This is a genomic window from Microbacterium sp. A84, assembly GCF_051842815.1.
In the GTDB taxonomy this organism is placed as follows: domain Bacteria; phylum Actinomycetota; class Actinomycetes; order Actinomycetales; family Microbacteriaceae; genus Microbacterium.
This window is the reverse complement of the sequence record NZ_JBPXMS010000001.1, coordinates 2017983-2032665: the sequence shown is the minus strand read 5'-3', so window position 1 is coordinate 2032665 and position 14683 is coordinate 2017983. Positions and strand designations below refer to the sequence as shown.

General features: G+C 65.1%; 13 protein-coding genes. 9 read left to right on the top strand and 4 right to left on the bottom strand.

What is annotated here, in order from left to right; translation table 11 throughout:
- Nucleotides 1-12 precede the first annotated feature (12 nt).
- Together ACSU04_RS09745 and ACSU04_RS09740 are read left to right on the top strand one after the other, a co-directional pair.
- On the top strand, nucleotides 13-819 hold the full coding sequence (locus tag ACSU04_RS09745; protein ID WP_439289275.1) for a hypothetical protein: 807 nt from the start codon (nucleotides 13-15) through the stop codon (nucleotides 817-819).
- Nucleotides 820-885: 66 nt separating this feature from the next.
- Complete coding sequence (locus ACSU04_RS09740) at nucleotides 886-1581, top strand: GTP pyrophosphokinase (RefSeq protein WP_439289274.1); 696 nt, start codon at nucleotides 886-888, stop codon at nucleotides 1579-1581.
- Nucleotides 1582-1702: 121 nt separating this feature from the next.
- Here ACSU04_RS09740 and ACSU04_RS09735 read toward each other — a convergent pair whose 3' ends face one another.
- The 3 genes from ACSU04_RS09735 to ACSU04_RS09725 form a co-directional block, all read right to left on the bottom strand.
- A complete protein-coding gene (locus tag ACSU04_RS09735; RefSeq protein ID WP_439280100.1) occupies nucleotides 1703-2215 on the bottom strand; it encodes a PaaI family thioesterase in 513 nt (170 codons plus the stop codon).
- Between the two features lie 71 nt (nucleotides 2216-2286).
- On the bottom strand, nucleotides 2287-3501 hold the full coding sequence (locus tag ACSU04_RS09730; RefSeq protein ID WP_439280101.1) for an amidohydrolase: 1215 nt from the start codon (nucleotides 3499-3501) through the stop codon (nucleotides 2287-2289).
- Between the two features lie 42 nt (nucleotides 3502-3543).
- Nucleotides 3544-4197 (bottom strand): TetR/AcrR family transcriptional regulator, encoded by a 654-nt coding sequence (locus ACSU04_RS09725; protein ID WP_439280102.1) that lies wholly within the window; start codon nucleotides 4195-4197, stop codon nucleotides 3544-3546.
- A gap of 138 nt (nucleotides 4198-4335) precedes the next feature.
- Here ACSU04_RS09725 and ACSU04_RS09720 point away from each other — a divergent pair, with 138 nt between their 5' ends.
- From ACSU04_RS09720 to ACSU04_RS09690, 7 genes are all read left to right on the top strand, one after another.
- Nucleotides 4336-6006, top strand: a complete 1671-nt coding sequence (locus tag ACSU04_RS09720; protein ID WP_439289273.1) for an ABC transporter substrate-binding protein — start codon at nucleotides 4336-4338, stop codon at nucleotides 6004-6006.
- Nucleotides 6007-6101: 95 nt separating this feature from the next.
- Complete coding sequence (locus ACSU04_RS09715) at nucleotides 6102-6926, top strand: ABC transporter ATP-binding protein (protein WP_439289271.1); 825 nt, start codon at nucleotides 6102-6104, stop codon at nucleotides 6924-6926.
- Nucleotides 6923-7723: an ABC transporter ATP-binding protein gene (locus ACSU04_RS09710; RefSeq protein WP_439280105.1), complete on the top strand. Its 801-nt coding sequence runs from the start codon at nucleotides 6923-6925 to the stop codon at nucleotides 7721-7723. Before ACSU04_RS09715 ends, ACSU04_RS09710 begins: the two co-directional genes overlap by 4 nt.
- On the top strand, nucleotides 7720-8811 hold the full coding sequence (locus tag ACSU04_RS09705; protein WP_439289270.1) for an ABC transporter permease: 1092 nt from the start codon (nucleotides 7720-7722) through the stop codon (nucleotides 8809-8811). The genes ACSU04_RS09710 and ACSU04_RS09705 overlap by 4 nt, the downstream gene beginning before the upstream one ends.
- 3 nt (nucleotides 8812-8814) lie before the next feature.
- Nucleotides 8815-9786, top strand: coding sequence for an ABC transporter permease (locus ACSU04_RS09700; RefSeq protein WP_439280107.1), 972 nt, complete (start codon nucleotides 8815-8817; stop codon nucleotides 9784-9786).
- A complete protein-coding gene (locus tag ACSU04_RS09695; RefSeq protein WP_439289269.1) occupies nucleotides 9786-12056 on the top strand; it encodes a glycoside hydrolase family 3 N-terminal domain-containing protein in 2271 nt (756 codons plus the stop codon). The genes ACSU04_RS09700 and ACSU04_RS09695 overlap by 1 nt, the downstream gene beginning before the upstream one ends.
- Before the next feature lie 64 nt (nucleotides 12057-12120).
- Nucleotides 12121-13620, top strand: coding sequence for a SulP family inorganic anion transporter (locus ACSU04_RS09690; RefSeq protein WP_439289268.1), 1500 nt, complete (start codon nucleotides 12121-12123; stop codon nucleotides 13618-13620).
- Nucleotides 13621-13673: 53 nt separating this feature from the next.
- Here ACSU04_RS09690 and ACSU04_RS09685 read toward each other — a convergent pair whose 3' ends face one another.
- Nucleotides 13674-14681 (bottom strand): LacI family DNA-binding transcriptional regulator, encoded by a 1008-nt coding sequence (locus ACSU04_RS09685; protein WP_439289267.1) that lies wholly within the window; start codon nucleotides 14679-14681, stop codon nucleotides 13674-13676.
- Nucleotides 14682-14683: the final 2 nt, after the last annotated feature.

The following is a 14683-nucleotide window of genomic DNA, read 5'->3' as shown; positions in this document are numbered from 1 at the left end:
TAGCGTCGACGCATGGCGCCAACCGAATCGACCTGGGAATACGCACCCCATTCGGCGGTCGCTACCTTGACGCTCATCGGCGGATGGGTCGTCTGCGCCATTCCGCTTCTCATCGTGTTCGGCGCACTGGTGTTCGCTACGCCCTGGGATCCGGACGATCTGACACCGCAGATGTGGCTTGCGCAGGTGGACGGCTACCGCGAGACGCGGACATTCGCGCTGACTCTGCTCGCACCCCTCGCGTGCCTCGCACTGATTACGACGATCGGCGGGATGCTGCGGCGCTGGGTCGCGCCACTCGTGTTCGCCGGTGGGCTGTGGCTGAGCGTCGGCATCCTCGCTCTCGGCGCCACGGTCGGGTTGGGGCAGGAGATCGAGGCAGGTCTCGCGTATGCCGAGGAACCGGTGCCGGGGGATCTCGAGATACTCGCTCCTTCTGCGCCGACTGTCACGACGACCGACATCGAGGCCGCCGTGCGCGATCGGCTCGATCGCAGCCTCGAGGCCGCCACTGGTCCGGTTGTCTTCGCGGACGCCGAGCCGGTCTCCGGGGCGGATGCCATCGTGATCGACTTCGTCGCGTGCGAGACCGGCGGCAGTGCTGCGGCCGTCAGGATCGAGATCCGCACCGGCGACAACGTGGCGAGCGAAGAGGCTATCCTCAGCGCCTGGGTTGAGGACGGGTTCACCCGGGATCGCGCGGCCGGCACGAACCTCCTCTACGGCGATGAGACAAACGCGATCCAGCAGGGAAGCCTGCGTGGCAATTCGGATGGCCTACTGCGGCTGACGATCCAGAGTCGCTGCGCTCTCAGCTGATGCACGGCATCCGCTCGCAGCGAAACGCACAGCGTGTTCTGAACACGGCCGCGTAACGTCGGTCTCATGACGACTCTTCAGGTCAGCGAAGACGACATCCATCAGGCCCGCGAACTCCGAGACGAGTTCCAGCGCTTCCTGCGCGAGTACGAGTTCGGGATGCGCGAGGTCGAGACGAAGATCTCGATCCTGCGAGATGAGTTCCTGCACGATCACGCCTACAACCCGATCGAGCATGTGAAGAGCAGGCTCAAGACGCCCGACAGCATCGTGGAGAAGGTCGCCCGAAAGGGGATCGAAGAGCCGGACTTCGCACGTATCCGCAAGGAGATCACCGACATCGCCGGTGTTCGCGTGACGTGCAGCTTCGTCGCCGACGTCTACCAGTTGTTCGATCTGCTGACCGAGCAGGATGACATCACAGTGCGCGCGGTGAAGGACTACATCAAAGAGCCCAAGGCCAACGGCTACAAGAGCCTGCACGTGATCATCGAAGTGCCGGTGTTCCTGTCGACCGGGCCACTGATGGTTCCCGTCGAGGTGCAGTTCCGCACGATTGCGATGGATTTCTGGGCGAGCCTGGAGCACAAGATCTATTACAAGTTCTCGAACCAGGTGCCTTCGCATCTCGTGGAGAGCCTGGCGGACGCCGCGGATGCGGCGAGCGAGCTCGACAGCCGCATGGAACGCCTGCACCGAGAGGCGCACGGCGTGCCCAGGCGGCAACTGGATCCGCCCCCGCCCCGCGTCGTGAAGGTGTAGCGGCCTTCGTCGATCGAGAACACACAAACCGTCCCTCCGGACTAGCAGGAAGGACGGTTTGTGTGTTCTCGGCATCTCTTTAGCCGACGGCACAGCCCAAGCACTCTCGCACGGCCGTCGCTCAGGTCTGCGGAACGTCGAGGCGCACGATGAGGCAGGTGCTCGACGCGGTGGCCAGGATCAGTCCAGCCGCGTCGCGGAGGTCAGCCTCGGTGAATGCCGCGTTCCGGCCGCCCTTCGTTACCCAGCCGTGCGCGGTGACCGTGCCGGTATCGGCGGTCACTGGCCGCAGAAACGAGACCTTGAGATCGAGGCTCGTGTACCCGACACCAGCCGGCAGCGTCGAGTGGGCGGCGCAACCGCACGCCGCGTCGAGGATGGTGGCGAAGAAACCGCCTTGGACGGAGCCAAGCGGGTTGTAGTGCGACTCGTTAGGCTCGGCGGTCATCACGATGTCGCCGTTTTCGACGCTCACGACGCGCAGGCCGATGTGGCTGCCGATTGGCGGATACGCCACCGCACCAGTGGCCATCGCTCGGAGGTACTCGAGCCCCGACCGTGCGAACACCTTTCTAGCGTCGCTTTCCGCCGGGTGGTACTCGAGCGTCTGCGTACGGATCTCGGGGTCGGTCATCGCATCTCCTTCGAGGCGATCGGTGTGCAGCAGCCAGGCAAGCGGCCCTGGTCTACTCTTTCGACGGTGCCTCAGGCCAAGAACTCCCGCACGGCCGTGGACATCGCTGTCACGCCGATCTCGATGGTCGGGTGGATCTCCGGCGCGAAGAACGGCGAGTGGTTCGTCGGAATGTCGCTGTCGACGGTGCCACCGGCCACTGCGGCGGCGTACGTTGCCGGATCAAGCCCGCCCCAGAACCAGAACACCAGCGGTGCGCCGGCATCCCGAGCGAACCAGGACACGTCTTCACTGCCGGTGAACATGCCCGGATCGATCACGGATCCTTCGCCGAGCACGTGAGTCAGCGCGGTGACCACTCGTGAGGTCGCGTCCTCGTCGTTGATCGTCGCCGGGAGAGTGTGATCGGTGCGGATTTCGGGCTCGCGCTCAGCGCCGGATGCCGCAGCCTCTGCGCGGACGATGCGCTCGACGCTCGCGAGCACCTTCTTGCGCATTTCGTCGTTGGGGTAGCGCAGGCTCAGCTCGAGCGTCGCCTCGGTCGGGATGATGTTGTTCTTGAGCCCGGCGTGGATCGAGCCGACGGTGACGACCGCCACGTCCTTGGGATCGATCTCGCGGGATGCGATCGTCTGCAGCCGCATGACGGTGGCCGCCGCCATCACGATCGGGTCGATGGTGGTGTGCGGACGGGAGCCGTGCCCGCCGCGGCCATGCAGGGTCACGGTGAGGCCATCGGATGCCGCCATCTGCGTGCCGCTGCGCACGCCGATGATTCCGGCCGGGAACGGAGTGACGTGCTGGCCGAGCACAATGTCGGGCTTCGGGTAGCGGTCGAGGATTCCGGCATCCAGCATCGCCCGCGCGCCCGCACCATACTCCTCGGCCGGTTGGATGAGCACGACCAGTGTCCCTGACCATTCGCCGCGCTCGGCGACGAGCTTTTCGACGGCGCCGACCATTGCGGTCACGTGCATGTCGTGGCCGCATGCGTGCATCACGGGCACGGTGTGCCCGGCGGGATCTATGCCGGTCGCGGTGCTCGCGTAGGCCAGCCCGGTCTGCTCCTCGACGGGGAGAGCATCCATGTCTGCGCGTGCCCAGACCACGGGACCATCGCCGTTGCGCAGCAGAGCGACGACCCCGGTGATGCCGACACCTTCTTCGACCTCGAGTCCGAGATCGCGCAGATGCTGGGCGGCGATGCCCGCGGTGCGTGTCTCCTGGAACGACAGTTCCGGATGCTGGTGCAGATCGATGTACAGCGCCTCAAGGTCGATGCTCATGGCCTCGACTCTATCTGCGGGAGGGGCTGTGGTGTCCTCATCTCAGGACGCTGCGCGAACGTAACTTTCCAACTCCGGCCCCGGGCGGAGAACGCCGTTCACGATCGCACGGATCGCGAACTCGCTCGCTTCGCCGAGTTCGACGATGTCAGGATGCAGCAGCCACTGCAGTTGCAGTCCGTCCATCACCGCGAGGATGGCGGCGGATGCCGCGGACACAGTGTCTGGTTCTGCCACGCCCTGCTGGACGCACAGCGCGTGAAACGCAGTCGAGACCTCATGGCGGAGAGTCGTGTAGCGCTCCTCGAAGAAGCTGCGCGCCGCGTGGTCGTCGGTCACCGACTCAGCGGACAGCACCGTGTACGCCTGCACGATGCCAGGCCGCTGGGCGTTGGTGAAAGCTGTGCGAACCAGGTGCAAAAACAGCTCGGCCCCGCCGGGGATGTGCTTTTCGAGCAGTTCGGCGACATCGTCCTGGTCGCGGAAGGCGAGCACCTCGAGCAGCAGGTTCTGTTTCGAACCGAAGTGATGGAGCACGCCGGCGTGCGTCAGCCCGACCTGCTCCGCGACGTCGGAGAGGGTGCCGTTCGTTGAGCCCTTGTTGCCGAAGATGTCGATCGCGGCTTTCAGGATCTCGGTGCGCTTCTCGAGCGTGGCGGGGCGCGTTCGCGTCGTCTCTTTTGGGTCGGTGGCCACGGCATCCTCCTGGGGCGAGTGTAACGGTCTGGTAATGGTGACTTGCAAAGCTTACTGACTTGTAGGTAATCTCACTAAAGTTTACTTTCCCGTGAGTAAGTAAAGCCCCTGCACAAAGACCGTGTCCAAGGAGAAGCAATGAAGCTCAGCAGATCTCTGATCGCCATCGGCGCGATCGCCGCCCTCAGCACTGGCGTCCTCGCCGGCTGCTCCTCGCCGTCGTCCGACGGCTCCAATTCGAACGGCCCCAGCGGTGCGGCGCTCACCATCGCCAAGCCCGATGGCGCGATCACCACCGAATCGCACAACCCCTACCTCGGCGACTCCTCCGCCTCGAAGTACGGCTACGCGAAGGTGATCTTCGAGCCCCTCGCCCTCGTCAACCCGACTGGCGACCTCGCCACCACCCCGTGGCTGGCCGAATCGGTCGAATGGAACGACGACTACACCGAGGTCACCGTCGTGCCCCGCAGCGGCGTCAACTGGAGCGATGGCACGCCCTTTACCGGCGATGACATCGTGTTCACCTTCGACCAGTTCCTCAGCGGCAAGCTCGCCGACTCCCAGGGCCTGCACTACGAGGGCGCGACCGTCGACGGCGATGCCATCACCTTGAAGTTCGCCGACTCGAAGTACACCGCCCAGGCACGCGTGCTGCACACACCGATCGTCCCCAAGCACATCTGGGAGAACATCGAAGACCCCAACACCGACCCGCTCACTGCAGACGGGCTCGCCGTCGGCACCGGGCCCTACGCGCTATCGAGCTGGACTACGGAGTCGGTCACCCTCACCGCGAACGAGGACTACTGGGGTGGCGAGCTCGCGGTCCCCGAACTGCACTACGTCTCCTACGGCGACAACGCTGCACTCACGACCGCGCTCGCATCCGGCGAAGCAGACTGGGCACAGGCCTTCATCCCGCAGATCGAAGCAAGCTATCTGTCCGTCGACGAGGACAACCACTACCTCATCTCATCGACGGCCGGTGCCGGAACGCTGTTCTTCAACCTGCAGACCAAGCCGTTCAACGATCCGGCACTTCGCGAGGCTCTGGCGTGGACGATCGATCGTCAGGCCTACGTCGACATCGCCCGTGAGGGCGCGAGCGAGGTCATCTGGAACGCGACGGGACTCGGATCCCTGCTCGAAGACGAGATCATTCCCGAGTACCAGGGCGCTGACTACTCCGTCGACATCGACAAGGCGAAGCAGATCCTCACGGATGCCGGCTACACCTGGAAGGACGAAGACCTGATCGACCCCGACGGCGAGGCAGTGTCCTTCTCGATCTCGGTCCCTGCCGGGTGGAGCGACTGGAACACCGAGCAGGCACTCATCGCGGAAGAGCTTGACGAAGGGCTTGGCATCGAAGTCAAGATCGACCAGCCCGACTGGGGCGGGTGGGATGCTGCCCGCCAGGAGGGTACGTTCCAGGCGATCATCCACTGGCTTGAGGACACTGGCAATGCCTACGGTCTCTACACCTCAACGATGGACCCCAAGTGGATCGTCGACGGCAAGGCGCAGTTCAACTTCGGTCGCTTTGACGACCCGGAGGTCACCGCGGCACTGAACACATACGCCAACGCCTCCTCCGATGAGGATCGTGCAGCCGCCCTGACGGTGATGGAGACGGCTTTCGCTGAGAACGTACCGGCGATCCCGCTCGGCTCACACCCTCTGCTGGGTCAGTACAACACCCGCAACTACGTCGGATGGCCGACCGAGAGCGATCAGTACGCCTCGGCCGACCCGACTCAGCCGGGCATCGTCCAGATCCTGACGGCACTGACCCCCGCGTCCTAAACCCTCCCGCGAGACTTCGCGTGTGTCACCGTTTCCCTCGGATTCCGTGACACACGTGAAGTCTCGCGGGTGCGGTGAGCATGAAAGTGATACCCATGTCAGACCCACTTCTTTCCGTACGCGACTTCTCGGTCGTGTACGACGTGGACCCGCCCGTGGCGGCGGTGAAGAACGTCAGCCTCGAACTGCAACGCGGCGAGATTCTCGGCCTTGCCGGAGAATCCGGATGCGGCAAGACCACCCTCGCCTACGGCATCCAGCGCCTGCTCAAGGCGCCCGCTGTGATCACGAGCGGCTCCGTTACCTTCCACGACGGAATGGGTGATGACATCGACGTCGGCACCCTCGACGCCGAGCAGATGCGACGGTTCCGCTGGGACAAGATTTCGATGGTGTTCCAGGGTGCGATGAACGCGCTCAACCCCGTGGCCACGATCGGCTCCCAGCTCGAGGACGTCTTCGAGATCCATCGCCCAGGCATGAGCAGGCGGGAGCGCCGTGAGGCGGTCATCGAGCTGCTCGAGATCGTCAAGGTGGGCGCGCAGCGCATCCGCTCCTTCCCGCATGAGCTATCCGGCGGCATGCGCCAGCGCGTGATGATCGCGATGGCGCTGGCTCTGCGACCGCAGCTGATGGTGATGGACGAGCCGACGACCGCGTTGGACGTGCTCGTCCAACGCGAGATTCTGCGTCAGATCTCGCAGCTGCGCGAGGCCTTCGGCTTTTCGGTCATCTTCATCACCCACGACCTCCCGCTGCTGCTGGAGATCAGCGATCGCATCGCGATCATGCGCGAAGGCGAGATCGTCGAGCTCGACACCGCAGAGCGCATCTGGAACGCCCCGCAGGACGAGTACACCCGTACGCTCCTGTCGTCGTTCCCGCGCCTGACCGGAGAGAAGGGGGTGGTCCTCCGATGAGCATTCTCGAGGTCCGAAACATCACGAAGATCTACAACGTCCGAGGTGCCGGTCAGATCACCGCGCTCTCCGACGTCAGCTTCACCCTGGAGTCAGGGCGCACCCTGGGCCTGGTCGGCCAGTCCGGCAGCGGCAAGTCGACGATCGCGAAGATCCTCACTCAGCTGGAGAGGCCCACCAGCGGCGAGGTGCTGCTCGACGGTGCCCCGATCCCGCGTCGCGGCAAGGGGCTGCGCACGTATCGTCAGCAGCTGCGCATGGTCTTCCAAGACCCCTTCGCCTCCCTCAACCCGTACCACTCGATCCGGTATCACCTGGAGCGCCCGCTGCGTCTGGACGCCGTCGTGCCGAAGGACGAGACCGAGGCCGAGGTGCGCCGCCTGCTCGAGCGCGTGCGGCTGGATCCGGATACTGTGATCGATCGCCGTCCACACGAACTCTCCGGCGGGCAGCGTCAGCGCGTCGCAATTGCTCGAGCGTTGGCATCCCATCCTTCGATCCTCGTTGCCGACGAACCGGTGTCGATGCTCGACGTCTCCATCCGGCTCGGAGTGCTGAACCTGCTCGCCGACCTGCAGCGCGAGGAGGGACTCGGCGTGCTGTACATCACGCATGACCTCGCCACCGCTCGCCATTTCAGTGACGAGATCATGGTGCTCAACCAGGGTCGCGTCGTCGAGCACGGCCCGGCCGATGATGTCATCCTGCGGCCGAAGGACCCGTACACGCAGGAGCTGCGCGCCGCATCCCCCGACCCTGAGCGATTCTTCGCCGACACCCTCGGAGGTGCACGATGACCGCCGTCGAACCCCAGGCCCCTCTCGCCGAACAGCATGAGAGCGTAAACGCCGTCGAGATCGGCACCACGGCGACGAAGGTCATCGCCGGTCGCTCGCGCATCCCGTGGCGCTTCCTCGGCGGACGCGCCGCGTTCTACCTCTTCACGCTGTGGGCGGCTCTCACGATCAACTTCTTCCTGCCCCGCATGATGAAGGGCGATGCGGTCACCCAGTACCTCGCGCGCAACCGGGACGTCTCCCCGGAAGCGGCCGACGCGCTGCGTGCCCTGCTCGGCCTCGACACAGACAAGAGCCTCTTCCAGCAGTACCTGGACTACTGGGGATTGCTGCTGCATGGAGACCTCGGCGTCTCGCTGCTGCATGGCCTGCGCCCAGTCACCGAGGTGATCAGTCAGGCGTTGCCGTGGACGATCGGGCTGGTCGGCTTCGCGACGATCGTCTCTTTCGCAATCGGCACGATCGGTGGCGCGATCATCGGATGGCGCCGGGGCAGCCGCCTGGAGGCGTTCATCCCGATCACCACGTTCCTCAGCACCATCCCCTACTTCTGGCTGGGTCTGCTCGCGATCGCCGTCTTCTCGGTGAACCTCGGCTGGTTCCCGATCGGCAAGGCCTATGGCGTCGGGATGGTGCCCGGCTGGAACCTGGAGTTCATCGGCCAGGTCATCCACCACGGCACGCTTCCCGCAGCGACCATCGTCATCGCCTCGCTCGGCGGATGGATGCTCGGGATGCGAAACATGATGCTCACCGTTCTCGATGAGGACTACATCACTGTCGCGCAGGCGAAGGGCATGCCGAACCGGCGTGTGCTGTGGCGGTATGCCGCCCGCAACGCCGTGCTGCCGCAGATTCAGAGCTTCGCGCTGTCGATCGGCTTCATCGTCGGCGGCACGATCGTCATGGAGATGGTCTTCAGCTATCCCGGCGTCGGCAAGCTTCTTCTGGATGCCACGAACGCGAAGGACTACGCGCTCATGCAGGGCGTCTTCCTCGTCCTCACCCTGTCGGTGCTGGTGGCGAACATCCTCGCTGATATCGCCTACGCATTCCTTGACCCGCGTACGCGCCAGACGGAGGCCTGAGCGATGACCATCACTACATTCCTGACGAAGACCGCCAGCGCCTTCGCGATGTTCCGCAATGCGAAATCGATCACTGGCCTGTCGATCCTCGCGTTCTTCGTGCTTGTTGCGATCTTCGCCGATGTGCTCGCACCCTTCTCGCCGACGAAGATTGACAACTCGGCCCGGTTGCAGCCGCCCTCCGCAGCTCACTGGCTGGGGACGACCCATATCGGTGAGGATGTTCTCAGCCAGGTCATCCACGGCACCCGCGGTGTCATCGTCGTCGGCTTCCTCGCAGCTCTCATCGCAACCCTCATCGCGATCACCGTGGGTGTGATCGCGGGCTACCTCTCCGGGTGGAAGAGCGAGGCGCTGTCGGCGCTGACCAACGTGTTCCTGGTGATTCCCGGCCTTCCACTGATCATCATCGTCTCCTCACTGTTCGAAGACCCGCCGTTGGTGCTCATCGCCGGGGTGCTGGGGCTCACCGGATGGGCGTGGGGAGCGCGCGTGCTGCGCGCGCAGACCATGTCGTTGCGCAACCGAGACTTCGTCCAGGCCGCTCGCGCCAACGGAGAGCCGTTGCGCCGCATCATCACCGTCGAGATGCTGCCGAACCTCATGGCACTGATCGCCGCGAGCTTCGTCGGCACGGTGACTGCCGCCATTCTGGCGCTGACGACGCTGTCCTACATCGGGGTGATCCCGATGACCACCTACAACTGGGGCACGATCCTGAACTGGGCCTCGGCGCAGGGCGCCTTCGGTCAGAATCAGTGGTGGTGGTACATGCCTCCGGGGCTCTGCATCGCAGCCATCGGCGTCGCCCTGTCGCTAATCAACTTCGGCATCGACGAATACGTCAATCCGCGGTTGCGCTCCGCCGGCGAACGCGCCCGCGCCATGAAGAAGAAGGGGCTCGACGTCAACGACGCCGTCACCGTCGTGCGCACCGAATCCTCCCTGAAGACCATGACAGAGATCAAGAAGTGATGACACACCCCACACTGAGAACCGTCCCCTACCTGAACGCCGATCTGCCCATCCCGGAGCGGGTCGCCGACCTCCTCGGGCGCATGACGCTTGAGGAGAAGATCGGGCAGATGCTGCAGCTCGACGCGCGCGATGATCTCGACGATCATGTGCTGCGCCGCTCGGTCGGATCGATTCTGCACACCTCTCCGGAGCGTCTCTTGCGCGCGAACGAGCTGACCGCTCAGACGCGGCTGCGCATCCCGCTGATCGTCGGGGAAGACTGCATCCATGGCCACTCCTTCTGGCCGGGTGCGACGATCTATCCGACCCAGCTCGGAATGGCCTCTTCATGGGACGCTTCGCTCATCGAGCGCGTCGCCCGTGCAACCGCGGTCGAGGTGGCAGCCACCGGCATCCACTGGACATTCTCACCAGTGCTCTGCATTGCCCGTGACCTCCGCTGGGGGCGCGTGAACGAGACGTTCGGCGAAGACCCGTTCCTCATCGGCGAACTCGCCTCCGCCATGGTGCGGGGATATCAGGGCAAAGGGCTCGACGACCCGACCGCGATTCTCGCCTCGGCCAAGCACTTCGCCGGATACTCCGAGACCCAGGGCGGACGCGACGCCAGCGAGGCGGACATCTCGCGCCGCAAGCTCCGTTCGTGGTTCCTGCCACCGTTCGAGCGCGTCGCACGGGAGGGATGCCGCACCTTCATGCTCGGGTATCAGAGCACCGACGGCGTCCCGATCACGATCAACGACTGGCTGCTCAGCGACGTGCTGCGTGGTGAGTGGGGCTACACCGGCACGCTCATCACCGACTGGGACAACGTCGGCCGAATGGTGTGGGAACAGCACGTGCAGCCCGACATCGCGCACGCCGCCGCCGCCGCGGTGAAGGCCGGCAATGACATGGTCATGAATACGCCGACCTTCTTCGAAGGTGCGCTGGATGCTGTCGCCCAGGGCTTGCTCGACGAGAACTCCTTCGACGCTGCTGTCGAGCGGATCCTGACGCTGAAGTTCGAGCTCGGCCTTTTCGAGAACCCGCGGCTTCCTGTCGAAGCTGTCGAGCAGCTCGTCGGGACGGCCGCGCACGCGGAGCTGAACCTCGAGGTCGCCCGCCGCTCGCTCGTGCTTTTGGAGAACGACGGTACGTTGCCACTTGCGCCGGCTGCGCCTGGTGGGCCACTTGCGCCAGCGACCGTGAAGCGCGTCGCCGTCGTCGGGCCGCTCGCGGATGATGCGCAGGAGCAGCTCGGCGACTGGGCCGGTGGATCCGGCCAGGCCGGCTGGCTCGACGGGCAGCCACGCGAGATGATCACGACCGTGCTCGACGGTCTGCGCGAGATCGCGCCATGGGAGGTCGTGCACGCACGCGGTGCGGACATCCTCACTCTCGAACCCGACCCACGCGGCGTGACCTGGCCGGATGGCCAGCCTCGGCCTCCGGTCGTGTCGCCCTGCGCACCGGATGCCGATCAGATCGCTGCGGCTGTCGCGGCGGCCGAGTCTGCGGATGCCGTCATCGCTGTCGTCGGCGATGCGTTGGGCCTTTACGGCGAGGGCCGCTCGACCGCGACGCTCGAACTAATCGGCGGGCAAATCGCCCTGCTTGACGCACTGATCGAGACCGGTAAGCCGGTGATCGTCGTGCTGCTCGCGTCGAAGCCGCTCGTGCTGCCGGCATCCGTTTCGCGTGCCGCGGCGGTGCTGTGGGTGGCGAACCCGGGCATGCAGGGCGGACGCGCGATCGCCGAGCTGCTGACGGGTGTGACCGAACCAACCGGCCGTCTGCCGATCTCGTTCGCCAGGCACGCCGGTCAGCAGCCGACCTACTACAACCAGATCCGCGGGCAGCACGGTGACCGCTACGCCGACCTCACGCAGTCGCCGGCATGGGCGTTCGGTGAGGGCCTGTCGTACACGACGGTTGCGTATTCCGATCTCGTGGTCGAAGAGGCGACGCTCGCGGCATCCGACACCGTCGTCGCGCAGGTGACGGTGACGAACACCGGTGAGCGTCCGACGATCGAGACAGTGCAGGTGTACGTACGGGACGCCATCACCAGCGTCAGCTGGGCCGACAAGGAGCTCAAGACCTACCGCCAGGTGGCACTGGCGCCGGGAGAGAGTGCCCGGGTACGGCTCGATCTGCCCGTCGCGGACTGCACGATCGTGGATGCCGCAGGCAACAGGGTCGTGGAACCAGGAGAGTTCGACCTGCTGGTGGGCCCGAGTTCGCGGGATGAGGTGCTGCTACGCACCGGTTTCGTGGTCGCCTGAACGCGGATCGTTCCCCGGCTACAGTGGATCTGCCCCGGTCGGGGCGTTCACCTCTGGAGTCTTCATGACCACTGCCGCTGACGATCGCGCCCGCTATCGCGCGAATCCGTCTGTTCTCACCGCTCTGAAGAACCCGCGGATGCTGACGCGCGAAGTCCTCGCGGGGCTCGTGGTGGGTCTCGCCCTCATCCCCGAGGCCATCGCGTTCTCGGTGATCGCCGGAGTCGACCCCAAGGTCGGCCTGTTCTCGTCATTCATCATGGCGGTGTCGATCGCGTTCCTCGGTGGACGTCCGGCAATGGTCACCGCGGCCACCGGTGCCGTCGCACTGGTCGTCGCTCCGGTAGCGCCGGCCTACGGCCTGGACTACCTCATCGCCACCATCCTGCTCGCCGGGCTGTTCCAGGTGCTGCTCGCTGTGCTCGGAGTCGCGAAGCTCATGCGCTTCATCCCCCGCAGCGTCATGACCGGGTTCGTCAACGCGCTGGCGATCTTCGTGTTCAGCTCGCAGGTGCCGCACCTGCTGAACGTGCCCTGGCTGGTGTATCCGCTGGTGGCGCTTGGCATCGTCGTCATGATCTTCATGCCGAAGATCACCAAGATCATCCCGGCGCCACTGATATCGGTGATCATCGTGACCGCCGTGGTCATGGTTTTCGCGATCAGGGTGCCGACGGTCGGCGATCAGGGCGAGCTGCCGCAGAGTCTCCCCGAGCTGTTCATCCCGAATGTGCCGCTCACCTGGGAGACGTTCACGATCATCGCGCCATCCGCGCTCGCTGTCGCCGTGGTTGGCCTCATGGAGACGCTGATGACGGCCAAGCTCGTCGACGAGATCACTGACACGCACTCTCGCAAGACACGTGAGGCCTGGGCGCAGGGCGTCTCGAATATGCTGTCCGGGTTCTTCGGCGGCATGGGCGGATGCGCCGTGATCGGCCAGACCATGATCAACGTCAAGGAATCCGGCGCGCGCACCCGCATCTCGACGTTTTGCGCCGGGATCTTCCTGTTCCTTCTCGTTGTCGTATTCGGCGACTTCGTCTCGACGATTCCGATGGCCGCGCTCGTCGCCGTCATGGTCATGGTCGCGATCGGGGCATTCGACTGGCACAGCATCCGTCCGTCGACTCTGAAGCGGATGCCGAAGAGCGAGACCGCGGTCATGCTCGTCACAGTGCTCGCGGTTGTCATCACCAACAACCTGGCGATCGGGGTCATCGCCGGGGTGCTCATGGCGTCCGTGCTGTTCGTCAGGCGGGTCGCACACTTCGTGACGGTGGTCCGAACGGTGGCGGGCGACACTGCGCACTACGTCGTCGACGGCCAGCTGTTCTTTGCCAGCAGCAACGACCTGACCACGCAGTTCGAGTATGCCGACGATCCGGGCCGTGTCGTCATCGACCTGTCACGATCGCGAATCTGGGACGCGTCGACCGTCGCCGCACTGGACGCAATTCAGACCAAGTACGCACAGCACGGCAAGTCCGTCGAACTGGTGGGGCTCAACGACGCCAGCGGAATGTTCCACGGGCGGCTGAGCGGCGGCTTCCCGCCCGCCTGATCCGCGGAACCTGCTGATCCGCGGAACCGCCTGATCCGTGGGAACGGTGCGGGTCAGCGTCGCGCGGTCGTCCCGCGAACCCGCAGTTCGAAGGGCAGTGCCTCGTGCTCCTGAGGGGTGGCCGAATCCGCACTCAACCTGGCGAGCACGGCATCTGCTGCCCGCTCGCCCTGCTTGAACGGGAACTGGTCGACAGTGGTGAGGCGGAAGACCCGGCCCAGGTCGTGGCCATCGATACCGATCACCGACAGATCTTCGGGAACGCGGTAGCCGAGGTCACGTGCGGCGAGGATGGCGCCGACCGCCATCTCATCGGATGCCGCGAACACCGCCGTCGGGCGGGCGCCCGGGCGCCCGAGCAGCTGCTTGCAGGCCCGATAGCCGCCCTCGACCGTGAAGTCCGCTGGCTCGAGCAGGGCGGGGTTCAGGGTGATCCCGGCATCCGCCAATGCCTTCTCGAAACCGAGGCGGCGATTGGTGGGGATGTGGAAGTCGATGTCGAACTCTGGGTTCGCACCGATATGCGCGATCTCGGTGTGACCGAGGCCCAGTAGGTGCTCAGTGGCGAGCTGGGCGAGGGCGAAATCGTCGACGGTGAGGGTGTCGAGCTTCGGATTCGGGCCACCGATCGCGATGACAGGCAGTCCGAGAGCGAGCAGCCGCGTGGTTTCGGCCTCGTCGAGCTCGATCGACACGGCGATCACGGCATCCACTCGCTGCCTGCGCAGCGCCGTCTCGAACACGTCCTTGCGGGCATCCGCATCCGCCGTGATGTTGTAGAGCGTGATGTCGTAGCCATGGCGCATCAGGGCGCTGGAGACACCGGAGAGCACGGTGCTGAAGAACCAGCGATCCAGGAACGGCACGACGACGCCGATGTTCCTGGTGCGGCCGGAAGCGAGGCTCGATGCGCGTGACGAGACCACGTAGCCGAGCGATTGCGCGGCTACGTGGACTCGCTCACGGGATACTGCTGACACATAGCCGCGACCGCTGAGCGCGCGCGAAACCGTCGCCGTGGAGACTCCGGCCAGCTTGGCGACCTCATCGATGCTGACCATGT

Bases quoted from the DNA above. Each gene is read 5' to 3' on its own strand.
- ACSU04_RS09745 (WP_439289275.1), top strand. From the start codon at position 13: ATGGCGCCAACCGAATCGACCTGGGAATACGCACCCCATTCGGCGGTC.
- ACSU04_RS09740 (WP_439289274.1), top strand. From the start codon at position 886: ATGACGACTCTTCAGGTCAGCGAAGACGACATCCATCAGGCCCGCGAA.
- ACSU04_RS09735 (WP_439280100.1), bottom strand. From the start codon at position 2,215: ATGACCGACCCCGAGATCCGTACGCAGACGCTCGAGTACCACCCGGCG.
- ACSU04_RS09730 (WP_439280101.1), bottom strand. From the start codon at position 3,501: ATGAGCATCGACCTTGAGGCGCTGTACATCGATCTGCACCAGCATCCG.
- ACSU04_RS09720 (WP_439289273.1), top strand. From the start codon at position 4,336: ATGAAGCTCAGCAGATCTCTGATCGCCATCGGCGCGATCGCCGCCCTC.
- ACSU04_RS09715 (WP_439289271.1), top strand. From the start codon at position 6,102: ATGTCAGACCCACTTCTTTCCGTACGCGACTTCTCGGTCGTGTACGAC.
- ACSU04_RS09710 (WP_439280105.1), top strand. From the start codon at position 6,923: ATGAGCATTCTCGAGGTCCGAAACATCACGAAGATCTACAACGTCCGA.
- ACSU04_RS09705 (WP_439289270.1), top strand. From the start codon at position 7,720: ATGACCGCCGTCGAACCCCAGGCCCCTCTCGCCGAACAGCATGAGAGC.
- ACSU04_RS09700 (WP_439280107.1), top strand. From the start codon at position 8,815: ATGACCATCACTACATTCCTGACGAAGACCGCCAGCGCCTTCGCGATG.
- ACSU04_RS09695 (WP_439289269.1), top strand. From the start codon at position 9,786: ATGACACACCCCACACTGAGAACCGTCCCCTACCTGAACGCCGATCTG.
- ACSU04_RS09690 (WP_439289268.1), top strand. From the start codon at position 12,121: ATGACCACTGCCGCTGACGATCGCGCCCGCTATCGCGCGAATCCGTCT.
- ACSU04_RS09685 (WP_439289267.1), bottom strand. From the start codon at position 14,681: ATGGTCAGCATCGATGAGGTCGCCAAGCTGGCCGGAGTCTCCACGGCG.